Below are 16,600 nucleotides of genomic sequence, written 5' to 3'. Positions count from 1 at the left end.
CATCATGGCCGCGATCAAGCGCCATGCATTGCGCGGCCGCATCGTCACGATGGACCGCAAGCGTACGATCCTGGCCGATGGCGTGGTCTACGTGCGCGGCGATTCCATCGCTGCCGTCGCGCCGGCGAGCGCGCCACCACCGGACGACTTCGCGAAGGTGACGCCACAAAAAACGAACGGCACCGTGTACCCCGGGCTGATCGATCTCCACAACCACCTGGCCTACAACATCCTCACCTTGTGGGAGGTGCCGAAGCTGTACACCAACCGCGATCAATGGGGCGACCACCCCGACTACCGGCGCCTGATCAGCGGGCCGTTGAACGTGCTGGGCCGCACGAAGGGTTACCCGGAAGCCATCGCGCGTTACACCGAATGCAAATGCCTGCTGGGCGGCGTGACCACGTCGCAAGGCATCAAGCTCGCGAGCAACAGCGGCATGAGCACGTTCTACAAGGGATTCCTGCGCAATCCGGAAGTCTCCGAAGGGGAGGGATTTCCTGCGGCGCATGCGCGCATCGCCGATGTCGCGGCGCACGATCGCGAAACCTTCCTGACGCTCCTGAAGCATTCGACTTCGGTCCTGCTGCACCTGAGCGAGGGCACGGACGCGCGCGCCCGCGCGCATTTCGAATCGCTGTGTCCCAAGGGCGTCGAACCCGCGCTGGCGAAGTCGCTCGCGGGCATCCATTGCGTCGCGCTCAAGGCCACGGACTTCCGGCGGATGAAAGCGAAGGGCGCGTCCATGGTGTGGTCGCCGCTGAGCAACCTGTTGCTCTACGGACAAACCGCCGACATCGTGGCCGCGAAGAAGGCGGGTGTTCGCATGGGCCTGGGTGCGGACTGGGCGCCCAGCGGCAGCAAGAACCTCCTTGGCGAAATGAAAGTGGCCTACCAGGTCGCCAGACACGCCGGCAACGTGTTTTCCGATGCCGACATCGTCGCGATGGCGACCAGCAACGCCGCCGGCATCATCGCCTGGGACACGCGCGTGGGCAGCCTGGAAGCCGGCAAGCGCGCCGATCTGATCGTCGTGCGCGGTCGCGACAAGGCGCCCTATCTGCAACTGCTGGAAGCCAATGAAAGCGACATCGTGCTGGTCCTCATCGATGGCGTGCGTCGTTACGGCCTGCGTCGTCTGATGGGCAGCGCGGCGAAAGGGGAAACGTGCAAGGTGGGGGGCAGTCCGCGGCTGCTGGATTTGTCCGGCGTCACGACCGCGCCTTTGAAGCCGGTATCGCTGAAGGCCGCGACGAAGACATTGCAAACCGGGTTGCGCGATTTGGTAAAGCTCGCCGAACAACTCGAACATCCACGATCGGTGCGCGCACTGGCGCAGGTGCAACCCGAGTGGACCCTCGAGCTCGAAGAAGAGGAGCCCGCGGGAACCTCGCTGCGTCCCCGTTTCTTCGACGAAGGGCAGGGCGTTGCGATGCCCAAGCGTGCCCTGGGCATGGAAGCGCTGGGGAACGTCGTGCTCTCCGAACTGTTGGAATCGATGACACTCGACAAGCTGACTGCGGTCGACGACAAGGCCTTCGTGAAACGTATCTCCAGCCATCCGAACGTGCCGGTGGCGATCCGCAAGCGCCTGGCGAAGGCATTCGCGCGCTGAGGCGTGCCGATACCACGCGTCTCTGGAGAGACCGCGCGTCACTACCGTTGGTCCAATTCCGTGGCCGCTGGCCGCATCCGGACGCGTCGTTTGCCAGCAGGTGCGCAATGCAGAGGAAGCGTTCGCGTCATGCGCCGGTGGTGTCACTGCTCAGTTGTGGTGTGCAGCGTGTTGGCGTTGCTGGGGTTGTGCGGCGTGGGGCGCGGTGCGGAGAAAGTGCCGGCGCCCGTCTACGCCGTCCCCGCTGTCGCGGCCTCGGTGAGCCGACTGCCGGACATCACGGGCAAAGACTATTTCGCGACGACGCCGCAACTGGCCGATCCGTTGCGACCCCTTGCGAACCTGTCCAGCAAGCGCGTCCGCGTGCGGGCCATGGTGGCCACGATTCCCGACCCGGTGGAGACGCACCTGGGGCGGTCGTTCGACATGGCGCTGGCCGCGACCATCAGCGGGTTCCAGTCGCAGAACTACGTGCTCAACGGCTATGCGTTTCCATGGACGCCTCCGGCGCCGGTCAAGCCGGGCGAGCGGGAGAAAAGCGAACCGGAAGACGAGCGCACATACCGCAGGGCGCCCGGCGTGTTGCTGTTCCGGCGCGACGCATGGCGCGGTTCGAAATTCGGCAGGCCACCCGACTACGCGCTCGTCTTCCTGGTCGGAGAGTCGCCAAGCTACGGCGTGCAGCGCGACGCGTTCGACGTGGCTGCGCGTTGCGCCATGCACCTGGACAGGCTCGGTCCCACCGATGTCGCGCTTCTGCGCGTCGACCGACGTTGCGATACGCGGTTGGCCGACACGCGCGACGCACGGCTCGACGTCCTCGGTCCGTCGTTCTCAGGTTCGATGCAATCGCTCGCCCTCGCGATCCAGGCGCTTCGCAACGACACCAGGTTCGCGCGCATCGATGCGCTCTTGTTGAGTGCATCCGCCACGGTCAATACGAACCGGGACATCGAAAAATTCCTGACAGTCGACGCGACTCGGCCGCATGCCCGCGGTGGGACCTCCTACATCCCGCTCGCCTGGCCGCTCATCGCGCAATACAGGGCGCTGCGCAGTTACCTGTGCACGTTGCCCTCCAAAGCCAGCGGGCGGAAGGTGATCATCTTCGCGGAGGAGTCGTCGTTCGGCCGAGATGCCCAACAGCTCACCGCGTTCGACACCCGTCCCGAGTTCATGTGCGAGAACAAGAGCGATGAGACGACGCTCCAGGTCGATGTTCGCTGGTTTCCGCCGAACATCGCTTCGATCCGTGCGGAGCATTCGATCGAACGGAGCGCCGAGGAGGCGCAGATCCCGGGACTGGCGAAGGCGCGCGGCCGCCTGCTCGAACTGGACATGACGTCGGCGCGCGAAGGCATGGATCGTCCGACGGTCTACGAGCCGGACCTGACCTCGCGCTCGGACGAACTGATGCTGTACCGGACATTCGACTCGCTGCACAAGTACGTGAAGCCCGATGTCGTGGTGATCATCGCGACGGACGTGCGCGATCGCCTGTTCCTCCTCAGCCAGGTGCGGCAGCACTTGCCCGACGCCCTGCCGGTGATGATGGAACTGGACTTCCTCGCGATCCACCCGGACTACCGCAAGGGCAGCCGCGGTGCGGTCGTCGTTCCGGCGGGCGACGCGGTCGTCTGTACGGACGAAAGGAACAATCCGCTTGCGTGCGCGCCGAGCAAGGACAAAAAGGGTTGGCCACGGACGTATTCGTTCGCAACGGACTTCGCCGCCAATGTCTTCCGCGCGACCTCCCTGCTGCTGCGTTGGCACGAGCACAGGGCGGTGAGCCGAACCTCGTTCAATGCCTTTTTCGGCGCAGAGCTGTACGCGTCGTCGCGCGCGTCTCCCTGCCTGTACGTCGCGACGCTCGCCGGCTTCCAGGAACTGGACTTCCCGGGATTGGCAGGATGGACGCCGCTTTGCCGCAACGCCACTCCCGATGGTGGAAAACCGCGGAGCGCGATGGCCGCAGCAGAGACCCGCCTGGCTGCGCAAATGCCCGCCTTCGTCGCACTGGCCTTGTTGTCGGCGTACTTCATGGTGGTTTCGGTCTGGGTCATCGTCGACCAAGGCCGGGGCAGGGTGTTCCTCTCCGCGATGCGTTACGTGGTCTTCGATGGCCGATGGATCAAAGGGGCCTGGGACCGGCTTCGCGCACACGCACGCGAGAAATTCACGGCGCCGGTGCAGCACGCATCGGCGGGCGCGCAATTGCCGCACGGCCCGCCGAACGAGTTCCTGTCTCCGCACCGCGTAACCGTCCTGATGCTGCTGCTGTGGCTGATCTCGAACACGGCGCTCAGCGTGTCGCTCAAGCGCTTGATCCAGGTGGTCGACGGCGACGTGGCGCTCGCGCATGGACGCGACTTCCATGCACTGGTGGCCATCTGGTTGATCTACATCTGCGTGTGCATCCTGGGATTCGCGCGGCTGAAGGTCGCCGACCATCGCCTCGGAAAGTACGTCGCGCAGTTCGTGAAGGCCATCTCGCGCCCCGACCCTTATCGGCATCCCACGCTCGCGTGGTTGCTGCCCGTCATCGTCGCCATCATCGCGCTGCTGGTCGTCTTCCGGCAGAACGTCTTCCTCTTGTTCGAACTCAATTCGAGCGGCCTGCCACTGAGCGTCGATTCGGGCCTGCCCTGGCTGGTCGCACTCCTGGTGCTCGCCTTCGGCATCGCTTTCCTCGTCAACGCCGCGCGCTTGCTGCGCCTGATCTGCCGGATCACCTTGTTCATTTCGGGGGCGACGCCGGGCATCCGCGCGTATCTGCGCGAGAAGGATTGGCCGGCGCCGCAGGTCATCCACCAAGCCCCGCAGACGCCGTTCAACCTCAGCCTCAATCGGGTGAGCGACATCGATGCGCTGTCCTTCGCCACGCCCGATGCATGGGCGGCACTGACGTGCGAACTCGTGGACCGCGGCGCGAAAACGATGGCCCTCCACGAAGCGCTTCCCTCAGGGCGCTTCGAAGAATGGCAGGCGCAACTGGTGGCCGAACTCAAGCTCTATGTCGTCGCCATGCGGACTTGCGTGTGGTGCGCGATGTTGGCGCCCATCGCCGTGCTGATGGCGATGTCGACCTACCCGCCGCTGCTGGAACCGCGCATGACGATGATCGCGATCGTGCAGCTGGTCGCCAGCTTCGGTTACGGCGTGTACCTGGTGCTGCGCATGGAACAGGACATGATGCTCGGCCCCATGTTCACGCGCACCGGCGACCAGCTGACTTTCGGCGGCAGCCTGCGTGCCCTTTGGCCCAAGTTCCTCGCGATGGGCATCGTGCTCGTGCCGCTGGTGATGCCGGATGTCTGGCGCTGGCTGCTGGGCATCGTGCGTTCGATCAACTCCTTCACCTAGGAAAACGAAGATGCCGAAGAACACCGTGCAACTGCGTCGCGCCTGGAAAGCCTTCGAATGCGAAGAAGACGAAATGGTGCTGATTCCCTTCGGCCCCGACAGGATCCGCGTGGCCCCACCGACGACGCAGGCCTTCGAAGCGCTCGCCGCCGTGCTCCATCACCACGGTTACAAGGTGCGCACGCAGGACACCGACAGCTACAACTGCCGCGCGATCACCGGCGGCACGGGCAAGAGCCTGCACAGCTACGGCATCGCGCTCGACGTGAACTGGGAGACCAATCCCTACAACAACCACGCCGGCACGCGGCAAGTGCGCTACTCCAACAAGGAAACGCAGGCGCTGCGCGCGCTCGATGTGCGCGCCGGCGTGGCCGACACCGACATGACGAAGGCGATGATCGACGACGTCCGCAGGATCCGTACGCGCGAGGGCGTGGCGGTCTTCGAATGGGGCGGTAGCTGGAGCGATCGCAAGGATTGCATGCACTTCGAGATGGATGTCTCGCCGGAAGAACTGGCGGTCGGCCTGGATCCGGATTCGGTGGTGGGCCTGGCCGAGTATCTCGCCAGCTTGCATCTGCCCGCATTCGAAGCGCCGCCGAGCGTAGCGCCGGCGCAGCCGGCGATCCTCGACCGCCAGGAAGTGATCGCGCGCAGCGGCCTGCGCTTGCGCAGCGGCCCCTCGGCGGACAGTGATGTCATTCGCGTCGTGCCGCCCGGCACGCAAGTGAATGTGCTGGCGCGCCAGGACGGTTGGGCCCTGGTCGATTTCCTCGGCGACAGCTTGGCCGATGGATTCATGAGCGCTGCGTTCCTGCGGCCTGTAGGTGCCGTATCGCCCATTGCCGGGGGAATGGCGGAGCGGGGCGTCGAGATCGCACACGCGGTGGGTGATATCACGGGCAGCGTGACACCCGATCGCGTCGCGACGATGTTCCCGCAGACACGCAAGGCGAACATCGAGATGCACCTGCCGTCGGTCCTCGCGGGTCTGCGCGACTGCGGACTCGGAGATCGGCAGATGGTGCTGATGGCCTTGTCCACCATCCGCGCCGAATCCGAAGGCTTCCGCCCGATTTCAGAAGGCATCAGCGGGTTCAATACACGCCAACATCCGTTCGATCTCTACGAACCAGGCACGACCGCCGGCGACGGCGTCGGCAATACCCAACCCGGCGATGGTGCGCGCTTCAAGGGTCGTGGCTTCGTACAACTCACCGGGCGCGAGAACTACGGCGAGATCGGGCGCCAAGTGGGCGTAGACCTGCTGCGTGATCCGGAGCGGGCGAACGACGGCCCGCTCGCCGGGCGCATCCTCGCGCAGTTCCTCAAGAACAAGGAAGCGCGTGTGAGAGCCGCGGTGGCGGCGGGTGACCTGCGAAAGGCCCGTCGATTGGTCAACGGCGGGTCGCACGGCATGGATCGCTTCAGGAGTGCGTGGGAACTCGGGGAGATCGCGTTTCCCGGGTGAGACCGGGCATCCCATACGCAGGAGGAACGGACATGTTCGGTTCCAGCAGTCTGGATACGGCCATCGGCATCATCTTCATCTACCTGGTGCTGAGCTTCATCTGCACCGGCATCAACGAAGGAATCTCTGCGTCGCTCAACAAGCGCGGATGGACCCTGTTCGGCGGCATCAAGAACCTGCTCAACGATCCCCGATTCACGGGTCTTGCGCAGCAGGTTTACAGCCATGGATTGGTGGACGGGATCTCGAAGCCCGCGCGGCGAGCTTCGAAACCCAACCGCCTTCCGTCCTACATGTCGTCCAAAACCTTCGCATTGGCGCTGATGGATATCGTCGGCTCGCAGGGATTGAAGGCCAGCTGGGACGACATCGTGACCAAGCGTGAGCAAGAGCTGGAAAGTGCTCGCGCGATCGCGAGCCCGACGCCGGAACAACTGCAGGCGCTCCGCGACGCCGAGGCCTCGCTGGAAAGGGCAAAGGACGCGCAGGCCAAGTCGGGCGCCGTGGCGAAGCTGCATATCGAGGCCGTCACCGCCGCGGGAAACGTGAAAGGCGTGGGAGACACCGTCAATCGGTCCGAAGCCGCCGCCAAACTTCGCACTGCACTGGCCGCGTCGCGTGCGCTCTTCGCCGAGCACCCCGATCCACTTGCCAGCATCGCGCGCGCTGTCGACTTGCTTCCGGACGGCCACACCAAGGAATCGCTTTACGTGCTCCTTGCGGAGACGAAGCGCGAGCTCGGCGGCGCAACGATCCAGCAACAGATCCAGAAGCTCCAGGAGAACATCGAAGCGTGGTTCGACGATGCGATGGAGCGTGTGGGTGGCTGGTACAAGCGGTGGACCCAGCAGATCTTGATCGTCATTGCAGTGGCCGTGGTACTCCCCGCCAACATCGACACGATCGCGCTCGCGAATCGCCTGATGCACGACCGGGCACTGCGCGAACACGTGGTTGCCGAGGCGCAGGACGTGAGTAAGTCGGCCACCTTCGACACCAACGCGCAGGAGAAAGTGCTCAATCAGCTCGACCTGCCGCTGGGCTGGGACAAACTGCCGAAGGGTGGTTGGAATTGGGTCCTCAAGGGGATCGGACTGCTGATCTCGATCTTCGCCGTCTCCTTGGGCGCGCCTTTCTGGTTCGACACGCTGAGCAAGTTCATCAACCTCCGCGGTGCGGGAACGCCGCCGGGAGAGCGGAAGAAGAGCGAGCCGAAGCCATGACGACAATCGATGACGGTCATCCAGACGACTTCGCGATCAACAAAGAGAGGTTCCAGGAGCTCTATGGCTCGTATGCGCGCGCATACGAGAGATTCCTGGAGAACGGATTCAAGACCTCCACGGCGCTGCTGGTCATCCTTGGCTGGCTTCTCAGCTCATCAAACGCCCAAAACTACTTTGCCAAGCATGACCATGATCGCTGGGTCGCAATCGGCTTGATTTTCCTCGCGGCAGTGTTCCTGTGCCTGACATTTCATCGGTTGTCGTCAGTCTCCCGCTCGTTGCGAGCTCGTCTGGACAAACTCAATTTCATGCAGCCCGAGTATCATCAGCAACACCAAATTGTCCCGCTGATCTATTGGGCGGTGGTTGGCCAAAACCTTCTTGCTTGCGTACTTATTGAACGGATCCTGTGGGGCATCGCTTGACCTCAAGGCGGCGGGAACTTCGCGAACATCTGCGGAATGACCGTCGCGATCGCCGCATCGATGCCTTCCGGAGACGTCGGCACATCGCCCGATGCAGTCGCGCGCCAGATCGCCTGCTTCGTCTTCGCATCGAACATGTCGATGGCCAACGCGCCGACCATCTTGGAATTCGGCCGCGAAGTACCGGTGCTGGTGCCGATCCCTCCACCGCTGTTGCCGCCCCAACTGCCGAGCCCGAAGCCGAAGGACGTGTTGCTGTAGCTGACTTCCTCGCGCGCGTCCCACTTGCCCAACAACGCCACGTCACCATCGGCGGTGCGCTGCCATCCCTTTGCCGCGAGTTGCGCATCGATCGCGCGCACGAGCTTGTCGCGCACGAGCGGCGATTGCGTCTGCGGCTCCTCGACCCAGGTGTAGGTGCGATAGCGCGCGAAGTCGACGCCGGCGGCCTTGTCCGTCTGCACCACGGGCGCACTGCTGGCGCAGGCGGCAAGAAGCAGGAGTGAGAGTGCTGCGCTGGTGTACGCGGGGAGCCTGCGGTTCATGGCCAAATCCTCCGGTGACGCTCGGCAGGGGAATCTCAGCACTTGCGTTGGGGGGATTCCATTGGCCCTTGGGCTATGCGGTTCAGCGGCGGGAACGGAACCCGCCCTGCGGTACATTGCCGTCGCCGGTTACGGGAGAAACGCGATGGCGACTTACCCCCTCGATCGCACCGCCTACCTGCTCGTCGATCCTTACAACGACTTCCTGTCCGAAGGCGGCAAGGTCTATCCCTTCATCGAGACGATCGCCGCGGACGTTGGCCTGCTCGACAACCTCCGCAAACTCGATCGCGCCATCCGTCAACGCGGCATCCAGGTGTTCATCGTCCCGCATCGCCGATGGGAACCGGGCGATTACGAGGACTGGCAATTCCCGAGCCCGACCCAGCGCCGGATCATGGCCCGCCACAACTTCGCACGCGGCGAGTGGGGCGGCGAATGGCATCCGGACTTCGCGCCCAAACCCGGCGACATCATCGCGCAGGAACACTGGGGTTCGAGCGGATTCGCGAATACCGACCTCGACCTGCGCCTGAAACAGAAGGACATCTCGCACGTCATCATCGTCGGGTTGCTGGCCAACACCTGCATCGAGGCGACGGCGCGATACGCGACGGAGCTGGGCTATCACGTGACCCTGGTGCGCGATGCGACGGCGGCGATGCAGCCGGAGATGATGCATGCGGCGCATGAACTCAATGGGCCGACGTTCGCGCATGCGATCTTGACGGCTGACGAGTTGATCGCAAGCCTTTAGATCGCAATCACTCCGCCAGATACGCGACGGCCAGCACCAGGCACGCAAACGAAACCAACCACAGCGCCACCTGCACGCGTCGCGTCTTGTCGACAAGCACACCGCTCAAGTTGAAGTTCTGCCGCGCGTATTCGAGACCGACGGCATCGTCGTCCAGTGCCGCAAGCGACTTCCAATACTCCGTCGGTGAAGCGAAGTTGCGAATGTCGAACCAGAACAGATGGCCGTTGCTGAAGCGCGGCGTGCGCGGATACAGCACGCTCCCCGCGACGATGGCCGCAACGACGGCGAGCGCACCACCGACCAGATTCCAGGGCGTGTCCAGATTGCTTGCGGCCGGCGAGGTAACGAAGCCGACGATCACCAGCGACGCCGCGGTGATCGCGGCCGCCTTCGTGTCGATGACCAACACGTAGTGGTTCAAATACTGGTTGACCGCCTTTCCAAGGCGCTCGTCGACGCGTTCCTTGTCCATGCCCCGGCCCCGGTTTTTGCGGAGTGTACTCCGGCCGCTTCCGTGCGCCAGACGGGCAGGGAGGCTACTTGCAGCAGGCTTGGCCCTGTTGCATCGGCGGGCACTTGACCGTGCCGTAGGAGCAATAGACGCAGCAATCACCCGCGCGCGGCTCGAGCAGCTTCCCGCAGCCTGCGCAGTCGTAGAACCACTGGCAGGCGTCGGTCGGCATGGTGTCCACTTGCGCGTGGCCGCAGTGCGGGCAGGTGATGCGGGATTCGAGGATCACGCCGGCATTGTCACCGCGTCCGCGGCTAATGCAAGGTCTTGAACGCCGCCCGCATCTCCGAAGCGAAGACCAGCGGCTCCTCCCACGCTGCGAAGTGCCCGCCCTTCTTCGCCTCGTTGAAGTAGGTCAGGTTCGGATAGCCACCTTCCGCCCAGCGCCGCGAGGGTTGGTAGATCTCGCCGGGAAAGACGGTGAAACCGGTCGGGATGGTGAAATTCTTCGGGCCGAAATACGGGGGCTTGTTGTCCCAGTAACTGCGGGCGGAGGAAACGCCGGTGTTCGTCAGCCAGTAGAGGGTGATGTTGTCGAGCACGTCATCGCGCGTCAGTCGTTCCGCCGGCTGTCCTTCGGTCGGTGTGCGCATTGCGGCGAGGACCGTGGCGGCCGGTTGGTCGTCGCCGTCGCCATGGTCGATCAGCCAGGCGGCGAGGGAGACGGGCGAATCCGCGTTTCCATAGAGCGTTTGCGGGCGCGTGGCCATTTCGATCGCGTAAGCAGCGTTTTTGACGAAGAAGCCCTGCAGCTTGGCGAGTGCCGCCCGCTCCTGGTCGGTGATATCGGACGGCGGCGCTGCGCCAGCCTGGATCGTGTTCGACACGTTCTCCGGAAGTGCGAACAGGAAGTTGGTGTGGATGCCCACGAGTTCCTTGGGCGCTTCGACCGCCATGGCGTCGGTGATCTGACCGCCCACGTCGCCGCCCTGCGCCACGAAGCGCGTGTAACCCAGCCGCCGCATCAACTCGATCCACGCGCGCGCCATGCGCGCATGGTCCCAGCCGGTCGTCGACGGTTTGCCCGAGAAGCCGTAACCGGGGATCGAGGGAATCACGACGTCGAAGGCGTCCTCCGCGTTACCGCCGTAGGCCGTGGGATCGGTCAGCGGCCCGATGAGTTTGATCTGTTCCAGGATCGAGCCGGGCCAGCCATGTGAAATGATGACGGGCAGGGCACCCTTGTGCTTCGACCGCACATGGATGAAGTGGATGTCGAGCCCGTCGATCTGCGTCATGAACTGCGGCAGCGCGTTGAGCTTGGCCTCGCACTTGCGCCAGTCGTAGCTGCTTGCCCAATAGCGCGCGAGTTCCTGCAGCGGTGCGAGCGGCACGCCTTGCGACGTGTCGGCGACGGTTTCGTTCTCCGGCCACCGTGTCGCATTGATGCGCCGCTTCAGGTCCGCGAGTTCAGTGTCCGACGCCTGGTAACGAAACGGACGAATGGTGTTGTCGGCCCCGGTGGGGTTGGCTTGTTGCTGCATGGCCGCTCTCCTGTGTGAGAAGACGACCACGACCAATGGGGCGAAGGGACGTCAAACCGCAACGATCCACTTCGTGCCGCGCGGCAACCATCACCTGTCGGGGGCACAACCGACAGCATGCGCAAGCGGCCATGGCTAACGTGCGGATTCGCAGGAACTAAACCGTTGCTCGGCACTCAAGCCGAACGTGCTCGTCGACGACAGTGGACATGTGGTTGCCAACCGGCGCGTACTTCGGATCGGAATGCGCGAACGGATTGGAACCTATCCATTCCACGAAAATCGACGTGGCGGCCAGTATGTTGTCGCTGACGACCCACTGGACAAACTCAGGGTCGATCTCGAGGTGTTCGTGCGTGTCACCGAGCATGACGACCCTGGCTCGCTCGTCCCCTCGCGACGTCGGGACAGTCACGATGTCGCCGAGGCGTACTTCCGAACCATCGTGGTATTTCATTCGCCGCCTCTGCGTAGGATGAGCGTCGTCGTCATTTTCGATTGCAAGGCAATTGCGGCGAACAAGGGAGCCTATCCCTGGTGGGTCGGCAGGAACCGCGTCACCTTGTTTCGAAGCACCTGGACAAGAACGGGATCCATGTAGTCGTACTCGTCCGGGATATCCAGGCAGATGACTTTCTTTCCCCCCAGGTGCGGCCGGAACTTCCTGGAAAGCTTGTTGCGGTGCGCCTTCTCCATCACGAAGATCATGTCCGACCACGCAAGAAGCTCGGGCGTGACCGGATTGCCGGCGTCGTTTCCAAGGCCGGCCGATTGCGTCTCGATGCCGGGCCAGTCGGAAAAGACCTGCTCGGCCGTCGGGCTGCGAAGGCGGTTTTGCGTACAGATGAAAAGAACGTTCTTGGACATGCAACCTCTAACGAGACCCAAATGGAACATGACTGCTTCAAGAACTCAACCGAGTCGGTTCACCATGCAGCGACTCACCCGCGCCTAGGGTCGGCGTATCCCCGCAAGGAACGCAGCCTCATGCGCACCATCCCGCTTACCCTCGCCGTGTCGCTGTTCGTGCTCGCCACCGGCTGTAAGCGAGAAGAGACGCCTGCACAGACCACCACCGCTCCGGCGACCACCGCAGTCGCTGCATCCACCGTTGCCGCAGCGCCGGAAGCAAAGACACAGGCACCCGCCGACGCCGACATGCAGGCCGTGCTCGACAAGCTCGCGAGCCTTGGCGGCAAGCCGGTCGAGAGCCTGTCGCCGGTCGAAGCGCGCAAGCAGCCTTCCCCCGCGGATGCGGTCGCTGCGGTCATGAAAGACAAGGGTATCCCGGCGCCGAAGGACACGCTCATCGTCACCGATCGCACCTTCCCCGGTGCGGGCGGTCCGGTGAAGATGCGTGTCTATCAGCCGAAGGGCGCAGGCCCGTTCCCGGTGATCCTCTACATCCATGGCGGAGGGTGGGTGATCGCCGATCTGGATACTTACGACGCCAGCCCGCGCGGCCTGGCCAGCGGCACGAACGCCGTGGTGTTCTCCACCCACTACCGCCAGGCGCCCGCCGCGCATGAAGACACGATCGCGGCTTACAAATGGGTCCTGGCGAATGCCGGCAAGTTCAAGGGGGATGCCAAGCGCATCGCGCTGGTCGGCGAAAGCGCGGGCGGCAACATGGCGGCGAACGTCGCCATCGCCGCACGCGACGAAAAGTTGCAGGCGCCCGTGCGGCAGGTGCTCGTCTATCCGGTGGCGAACAACGACACGAACTCGCCGTCGTACATCGAGAACGCGAACGCCAAGCCGCTCAACAAGCCGATGATGGAGTGGTTCGTGAAGCAAACCTTCGCATCCCCCGCGGACGCGGCCGATTCGCGCATCGCGCTTGCCAAGCGCACGGATCTCGCCGGCGTTGCGCCGACGACGATCGTGCTCGCGCAAATCGATCCCTTGCGTTCGGAGGGCGAAGCCTTGGCGAAGACCCTGGAAGCCGCCGGCGTGCCGGTCGACGTCCGTCGATTCGACGGCGTGACGCACGAGTTCTTCGGCATGGGGACCGTCGTGGCGAAAGCGAAACAAGCCATGGACGGCGTGACCGAGCAGCTCAAGCGCGATTTCTCCAGCGCGCCGCCGGCGCCCGTGACGAGCGTGCCTGCCCCGTCGACGGTGACCGGGCATTCGACCCGACCGCAGTAGCAGGGGCTACCAAGCCCTCCCGCCAGGAGGCATGATCGCCTGATGCGTGTGGGGACACGCACGAGGGGTAGGGCCGTGACCCATATCGTCACGATGCGCGAGGGCTGGATCGAACTGCGCTACACCGGCGTGGTGGATTACGCCGCGCGCATGGCCGCACTGGACGCTGTCGCCACCCTGGTCGGCGAGAGCGGCATCCGCCGCATTCTGGCCGATTACACTCAGGCGACCTTCGGCGACGCGGGCGACAGCGCCGGCCGGCAGGACTACATGTCGAAGGCCATCACCGCCGCGACGCTGAAGGAAGCCGACGTCGGCTGATCGGATCGCCGCCGGAGCACGCGCGCGCCGCCGAACTCGCGGGCGTGGTGCGCAACATGCGCGTGCGGAGCTTCGAGGATGAAGCCTCGGCGTTGGCTTGGTTGATGCCGTCGGGGTAGGGGCGATCGAACGCGGGAGCCTAACCGGCCTGGGTTTCGACGTCGCCGTTCTCGCGTTGCTGCAGGATCTTGGCCACCTGCGCATCGGCGGCGACCCGGTGCTGCAACGACTTGCACATCTCGATGCCGGCCGTTGTCAGCGTCAGTCCATCGTCGCCCTCGGCCACCAGGCCGCTCTCGATCATCCGGTCGCGAACGACGGAGTCTTCATCGGTCAACTCCGCGTGCTGGGAGACCCTTTTCAACACCTCGAGCAAGGCGAGTTCTTCGAGCGAAATCGGATCCATGGTCGTCCACTTTTGCGGGTACGCAGCGTTGCCGAAGCGAAACTATAGCAACAGCGAATGAACCATTCCGGGGGCCCGTGGGGAATCCCCATTCAGCCTGGGAGCGCTCGCGATGAGGAGCCGCTGCCGTTAGTCCCACCAGCAAGCCACCGGCTCGCTGCCGGCCGGAACAACGTAAGGCTCATACGCCTGATCCGCGAAACCCGACCAGGTTTCATCGGGCTTGAGCTCCTCCGGAAACCAGGAGGCCACTTCCTCGGGCGAGGCCGACGTCATGATGTAGACGGTGTCCGAGAACGGCCACTCCGGAACGTCGAAGGCGGTGACCTGGACGCGAATGTCCTTGACCTCGGGTCGCTGCGCGATGGATCGGAACAGCGCATGGAACCGCTCGGGCGAAGGCGTGGATGCGAGGTTGCACCCGATGCTGCCGATCTCCGAGTTGCCGTCGAAGAATTCGTCGACAGTCACGAGCGGTCGCGGCGTCTCCGGGGCGTCGGGGTGGCCCAGGCGGCTGACTCGTTCGGTGATGCGCTGAAGCGGTGTCATCAAAGGAACGCTTCGCATGCGTCGACCTCGTCCTTTGCGCACGCCAGGTAAGCCCGCAATTTTGCGGCACGCTCCACGGTTGCCGACGCGTCGCACTGGACCGCGCGAGCGGATTGCCAGATCGTCGCTCCTCCCGAAAGGCCGCCCTCGAATGCGCAGGTCGCATCCCGATAGCGCATCCAGTCAGCCTGCGACTGCGCCAAGCGACTCCGTGCCTGGTATTCGTCGTGGTCTGGCGGCAAAGACGCCATGAGCTTGTCGAAGACCGCAAGCATGTCGTTCGTGTTCCGCTCCAGTTTCCGCTTGGCGCACTCTGCTTGCCCTCGCGCGCTTCCAGCGCCACACGGATTGGCGTTTGGATCGGCAGGCCATTCGGCTGCCATGGCCCCGAAAGATGCAAACAGGGACAAGACAACGAACATGCGTAGCAGCGTCTGTCTCCTGGGCATGGGCTTCCTTGGTGGACCGTTGCGTGGAGCTTAGCTTGAGGCGGCGACCAGATTGCCGATCAAAGGCAATCATGGCCGATGTAACAGGCGATAAAGAGACCGGAGAGCAGCGAGAACGGCAACTGCAGTACAAGCAATATCGTGGACGTGAGAATCACGGTGCGTGGCCCCTTGCCTTTGGCAACCAGCAGGCCGAGAAACAGCGCATAGAACACGACGACGCTCAGCGCCCAGGCGGCTCCCGCCCAAGCGCCCCTCGAAGTGGACGAATTGAGCGCTCCGAGGACGGAGGCAACAATCCAAAGCCCCAGGGCAACAAGACAGAAACGACCAACGGCACGGCTGGGCCCGAGCCAAACGGCGGCGCCGGCGAGGACACCGATTCCGACCAAATGACATAGACCGGCAATCGAGAACGCCCACTGCAACATCCCGCCAAAAAGCTCGCTCATCGAACCGCTCCCGGTCCAGCTATTTGCGACGCACAGGCAGGCTTGCCTTCAGCATTTCGGCTTGTCCTCCGGGCGATCTTCGCGGACAACGCCATGGTCATAGCTGTCGGCAATGCGATGCCGGAATCGAGACAAGAGCTGTTCTTTCGCACCATCAAGCAACGACAACCCGACGAGCGCCAAAAGAGCGCCCGGGACGATCAACCAAAACGAAATTGCGAAGTAGAAATACCCAACCGCAGCAAGTGCGGCGCCGATCGCCGTCAGCAACAGTCCGGCCAGCCCAAGGGTCATGTGCGCGGGAGTGTCAGGCGCCGAGGGAGCGCTTCCGCGGAGCGCCCACGAATGTGAATTTGAAGTTGGCCCTTTTCACCAGATTGAGGCCGCACACGAACAACAGGATGGCGGCCGTCAAATTCAGGTATGGCAGCACATTGAAGAACAGCATGGCGGCCGAGATGTAGCCCTCCCAATCCAGGGCGGAGGCAACCTGATACGAGCCGTACATGAGAAGAATGGCGCTGACGATCAGCAGCGCCCAGCCCCAGTTGACGAATGCAGGCAGATGCTCTGCCGTCTGCCAGTAATGCCGATTTTCGTGGATCAACATGGACGTCGCCGCGAAGAACGCAGGGTAGCCAAGAAGCAACTTTCTGAGGCCACTTATTGCGTCCCTCGCCGCCGCCTCGACTTTCTGGTTTGCGTTGAACTCGATGGTCGAAATATCCAAGACAGCCCCCCTTGCTGCCACCCCGGTTTCCAGACTACCGCAACGGGCAGTGGCCGCGCCTTCTGCAGTGATGCCGCAAACAACGCGCTCCTGAAAGCGCTCAGGGCCACTATTGTTCACCCCGACCAGCGACACCTTG

The 16,600-nt window shown here is 63.8% G+C and carries 20 protein-coding genes; 8 read left to right on the top strand and 12 right to left on the bottom strand.

Features of this window, described 5'->3' with window-relative positions:
• Positions 1–4: 4 nt before the first annotated feature.
• From AC1DOM_RS10750 to AC1DOM_RS10730, 5 genes are all read left to right on the top strand, one after another.
• A complete protein-coding gene (locus tag AC1DOM_RS10750; RefSeq protein WP_498963091.1) occupies positions 5–1,615 on the top strand; it encodes an amidohydrolase family protein in 1,611 nt (536 codons plus the stop codon).
• Positions 1,616–1,783: 168 nt separating this feature from the next.
• Positions 1,784–4,978 (top strand): hypothetical protein, encoded by a 3,195-nt coding sequence (locus AC1DOM_RS10745; protein WP_498963089.1) that lies wholly within the window; start codon positions 1,784–1,786, stop codon positions 4,976–4,978.
• A gap of 10 nt (positions 4,979–4,988) precedes the next feature.
• Positions 4,989–6,452 carry a M15 family metallopeptidase gene (locus AC1DOM_RS10740; protein ID WP_498963087.1) on the top strand — a complete coding sequence of 488 codons (1,464 nt, stop codon included), beginning with the start codon at positions 4,989–4,991 and terminating at the stop codon, positions 6,450–6,452.
• Between the two features lie 32 nt (positions 6,453–6,484).
• Positions 6,485–7,675 (top strand): hypothetical protein, encoded by a 1,191-nt coding sequence (locus AC1DOM_RS10735; RefSeq protein WP_498963085.1) that lies wholly within the window; start codon positions 6,485–6,487, stop codon positions 7,673–7,675.
• Positions 7,672–8,103: a hypothetical protein gene (locus tag AC1DOM_RS10730; protein ID WP_498963083.1), complete on the top strand. Its 432-nt coding sequence runs from the start codon at positions 7,672–7,674 to the stop codon at positions 8,101–8,103. The genes AC1DOM_RS10735 and AC1DOM_RS10730 overlap by 4 nt, the downstream gene beginning before the upstream one ends.
• 2 nt (positions 8,104–8,105) lie before the next feature.
• On the opposite strand, the gene AC1DOM_RS10725 is transcribed toward AC1DOM_RS10730, so the two are convergent.
• A complete protein-coding gene (locus AC1DOM_RS10725) occupies positions 8,106–8,648 on the bottom strand; it encodes a DUF4136 domain-containing protein (protein WP_498963081.1) in 543 nt (180 codons plus the stop codon).
• Between the two features lie 145 nt (positions 8,649–8,793).
• Here AC1DOM_RS10725 and AC1DOM_RS10720 point away from each other — a divergent pair, with 145 nt between their 5' ends.
• Positions 8,794–9,405 carry a cysteine hydrolase family protein gene (locus AC1DOM_RS10720; RefSeq protein ID WP_498963079.1) on the top strand — a complete coding sequence of 204 codons (612 nt, stop codon included), beginning with the start codon at positions 8,794–8,796 and terminating at the stop codon, positions 9,403–9,405.
• 7 nt (positions 9,406–9,412) lie between these two features.
• On the opposite strand, the gene AC1DOM_RS10715 is transcribed toward AC1DOM_RS10720, so the two are convergent.
• The 5 genes from AC1DOM_RS10715 to AC1DOM_RS10695 all read right to left on the bottom strand — a co-directional run bounded on the left by AC1DOM_RS10715 (position 9,413) and on the right by AC1DOM_RS10695 (position 12,270).
• A complete protein-coding gene (locus AC1DOM_RS10715; protein WP_498963077.1) occupies positions 9,413–9,880 on the bottom strand; it encodes a Pycsar system effector family protein in 468 nt (155 codons plus the stop codon).
• Between the two features lie 64 nt (positions 9,881–9,944).
• Entirely contained in the window at positions 9,945–10,148 is a 204-nt protein-coding gene (locus AC1DOM_RS10710) for a GDCCVxC domain-containing (seleno)protein (RefSeq protein ID WP_498963075.1), read from the bottom strand.
• Positions 10,149–10,173: 25 nt separating this feature from the next.
• The gene (locus AC1DOM_RS10705; protein WP_498963073.1) at positions 10,174–11,403 is read right to left on the bottom strand and encodes an epoxide hydrolase family protein; all 1,230 of its coding nucleotides are present in this window, start codon (positions 11,401–11,403) and stop codon (positions 10,174–10,176) included.
• Positions 11,404–11,560: 157 nt separating this feature from the next.
• Entirely contained in the window at positions 11,561–11,860 is a 300-nt protein-coding gene (locus tag AC1DOM_RS10700; RefSeq protein WP_498963071.1) for a hypothetical protein, read from the bottom strand.
• Between the two features lie 71 nt (positions 11,861–11,931).
• On the bottom strand, positions 11,932–12,270 hold the full coding sequence (locus tag AC1DOM_RS10695) for a low molecular weight protein tyrosine phosphatase family protein (RefSeq protein WP_498963069.1): 339 nt from the start codon (positions 12,268–12,270) through the stop codon (positions 11,932–11,934).
• Between the two features lie 120 nt (positions 12,271–12,390).
• Between AC1DOM_RS10695 and AC1DOM_RS10690 the strand changes: the two genes are divergently transcribed.
• Both AC1DOM_RS10690 and AC1DOM_RS10685 read left to right on the top strand, forming a co-directional pair.
• Positions 12,391–13,554: an alpha/beta hydrolase gene (locus AC1DOM_RS10690; RefSeq protein WP_498963067.1), complete on the top strand. Its 1,164-nt coding sequence runs from the start codon at positions 12,391–12,393 to the stop codon at positions 13,552–13,554.
• A gap of 75 nt (positions 13,555–13,629) precedes the next feature.
• A complete protein-coding gene (locus tag AC1DOM_RS10685) occupies positions 13,630–13,875 on the top strand; it encodes a hypothetical protein (RefSeq protein ID WP_498963065.1) in 246 nt (81 codons plus the stop codon).
• 139 nt (positions 13,876–14,014) lie between these two features.
• Here the strand turns inward: AC1DOM_RS10685 and AC1DOM_RS10680 are convergent, their stop codons facing one another.
• From AC1DOM_RS10680 to AC1DOM_RS10655, 6 genes are all read right to left on the bottom strand, one after another.
• Positions 14,015–14,281: a hypothetical protein gene (locus AC1DOM_RS10680; protein WP_498963063.1), complete on the bottom strand. Its 267-nt coding sequence runs from the start codon at positions 14,279–14,281 to the stop codon at positions 14,015–14,017.
• A gap of 129 nt (positions 14,282–14,410) precedes the next feature.
• Positions 14,411–14,830, bottom strand: a complete 420-nt coding sequence (locus AC1DOM_RS10675; RefSeq protein WP_498963061.1) for a YfbO family protein — start codon at positions 14,828–14,830, stop codon at positions 14,411–14,413.
• Positions 14,830–15,213: a lysozyme inhibitor LprI family protein gene (locus AC1DOM_RS10670; protein ID WP_498963472.1), complete on the bottom strand. Its 384-nt coding sequence runs from the start codon at positions 15,211–15,213 to the stop codon at positions 14,830–14,832. The genes AC1DOM_RS10675 and AC1DOM_RS10670 overlap by 1 nt, the downstream gene beginning before the upstream one ends.
• Positions 15,214–15,338: 125 nt before the next feature.
• Positions 15,339–15,731 (bottom strand): hypothetical protein, encoded by a 393-nt coding sequence (locus AC1DOM_RS10665; protein ID WP_498963059.1) that lies wholly within the window; start codon positions 15,729–15,731, stop codon positions 15,339–15,341.
• Between the two features lie 48 nt (positions 15,732–15,779).
• Positions 15,780–16,025, bottom strand: coding sequence for a hypothetical protein (locus tag AC1DOM_RS10660; RefSeq protein WP_498963057.1), 246 nt, complete (start codon positions 16,023–16,025; stop codon positions 15,780–15,782).
• A gap of 13 nt (positions 16,026–16,038) precedes the next feature.
• Positions 16,039–16,596, bottom strand: coding sequence for a hypothetical protein (locus tag AC1DOM_RS10655; protein ID WP_498963055.1), 558 nt, complete (start codon positions 16,594–16,596; stop codon positions 16,039–16,041).
• Between the last annotated feature and the right edge of the window lie 4 nt (positions 16,597–16,600).

It is taken from the genome of Lysobacter sp. P5_B12 (assembly GCF_056400425.1).
This window is presented reverse-complemented; position numbering and strand designations above follow the sequence as displayed.

Coding starts and splice junctions, on each gene's coding strand:
- AC1DOM_RS10750 (WP_498963091.1), top strand. CDS start 5: ATGGCCGCGATCAAGCGCCATGCATTGCGCGGCCGCATCGTCACGATG.
- AC1DOM_RS10740 (WP_498963087.1), top strand. CDS start 4,989: ATGCCGAAGAACACCGTGCAACTGCGTCGCGCCTGGAAAGCCTTCGAA.
- AC1DOM_RS10735 (WP_498963085.1), top strand. CDS start 6,485: ATGTTCGGTTCCAGCAGTCTGGATACGGCCATCGGCATCATCTTCATC.
- AC1DOM_RS10730 (WP_498963083.1), top strand. CDS start 7,672: ATGACGACAATCGATGACGGTCATCCAGACGACTTCGCGATCAACAAA.
- AC1DOM_RS10725 (WP_498963081.1), bottom strand. CDS start 8,648: ATGAACCGCAGGCTCCCCGCGTACACCAGCGCAGCACTCTCACTCCTG.
- AC1DOM_RS10720 (WP_498963079.1), top strand. CDS start 8,794: ATGGCGACTTACCCCCTCGATCGCACCGCCTACCTGCTCGTCGATCCT.
- AC1DOM_RS10715 (WP_498963077.1), bottom strand. CDS start 9,880: ATGGACAAGGAACGCGTCGACGAGCGCCTTGGAAAGGCGGTCAACCAG.
- AC1DOM_RS10705 (WP_498963073.1), bottom strand. CDS start 11,403: ATGCAGCAACAAGCCAACCCCACCGGGGCCGACAACACCATTCGTCCG.
- AC1DOM_RS10700 (WP_498963071.1), bottom strand. CDS start 11,860: ATGAAATACCACGATGGTTCGGAAGTACGCCTCGGCGACATCGTGACT.
- AC1DOM_RS10695 (WP_498963069.1), bottom strand. CDS start 12,270: ATGTCCAAGAACGTTCTTTTCATCTGTACGCAAAACCGCCTTCGCAGC.
- AC1DOM_RS10690 (WP_498963067.1), top strand. CDS start 12,391: ATGCGCACCATCCCGCTTACCCTCGCCGTGTCGCTGTTCGTGCTCGCC.
- AC1DOM_RS10680 (WP_498963063.1), bottom strand. CDS start 14,281: ATGGATCCGATTTCGCTCGAAGAACTCGCCTTGCTCGAGGTGTTGAAA.
- AC1DOM_RS10675 (WP_498963061.1), bottom strand. CDS start 14,830: ATGACACCGCTTCAGCGCATCACCGAACGAGTCAGCCGCCTGGGCCAC.
- AC1DOM_RS10670 (WP_498963472.1), bottom strand. CDS start 15,213: ATGGCAGCCGAATGGCCTGCCGATCCAAACGCCAATCCGTGTGGCGCT.
- AC1DOM_RS10665 (WP_498963059.1), bottom strand. CDS start 15,731: ATGAGCGAGCTTTTTGGCGGGATGTTGCAGTGGGCGTTCTCGATTGCC.
- AC1DOM_RS10660 (WP_498963057.1), bottom strand. CDS start 16,025: ATGACCCTTGGGCTGGCCGGACTGTTGCTGACGGCGATCGGCGCCGCA.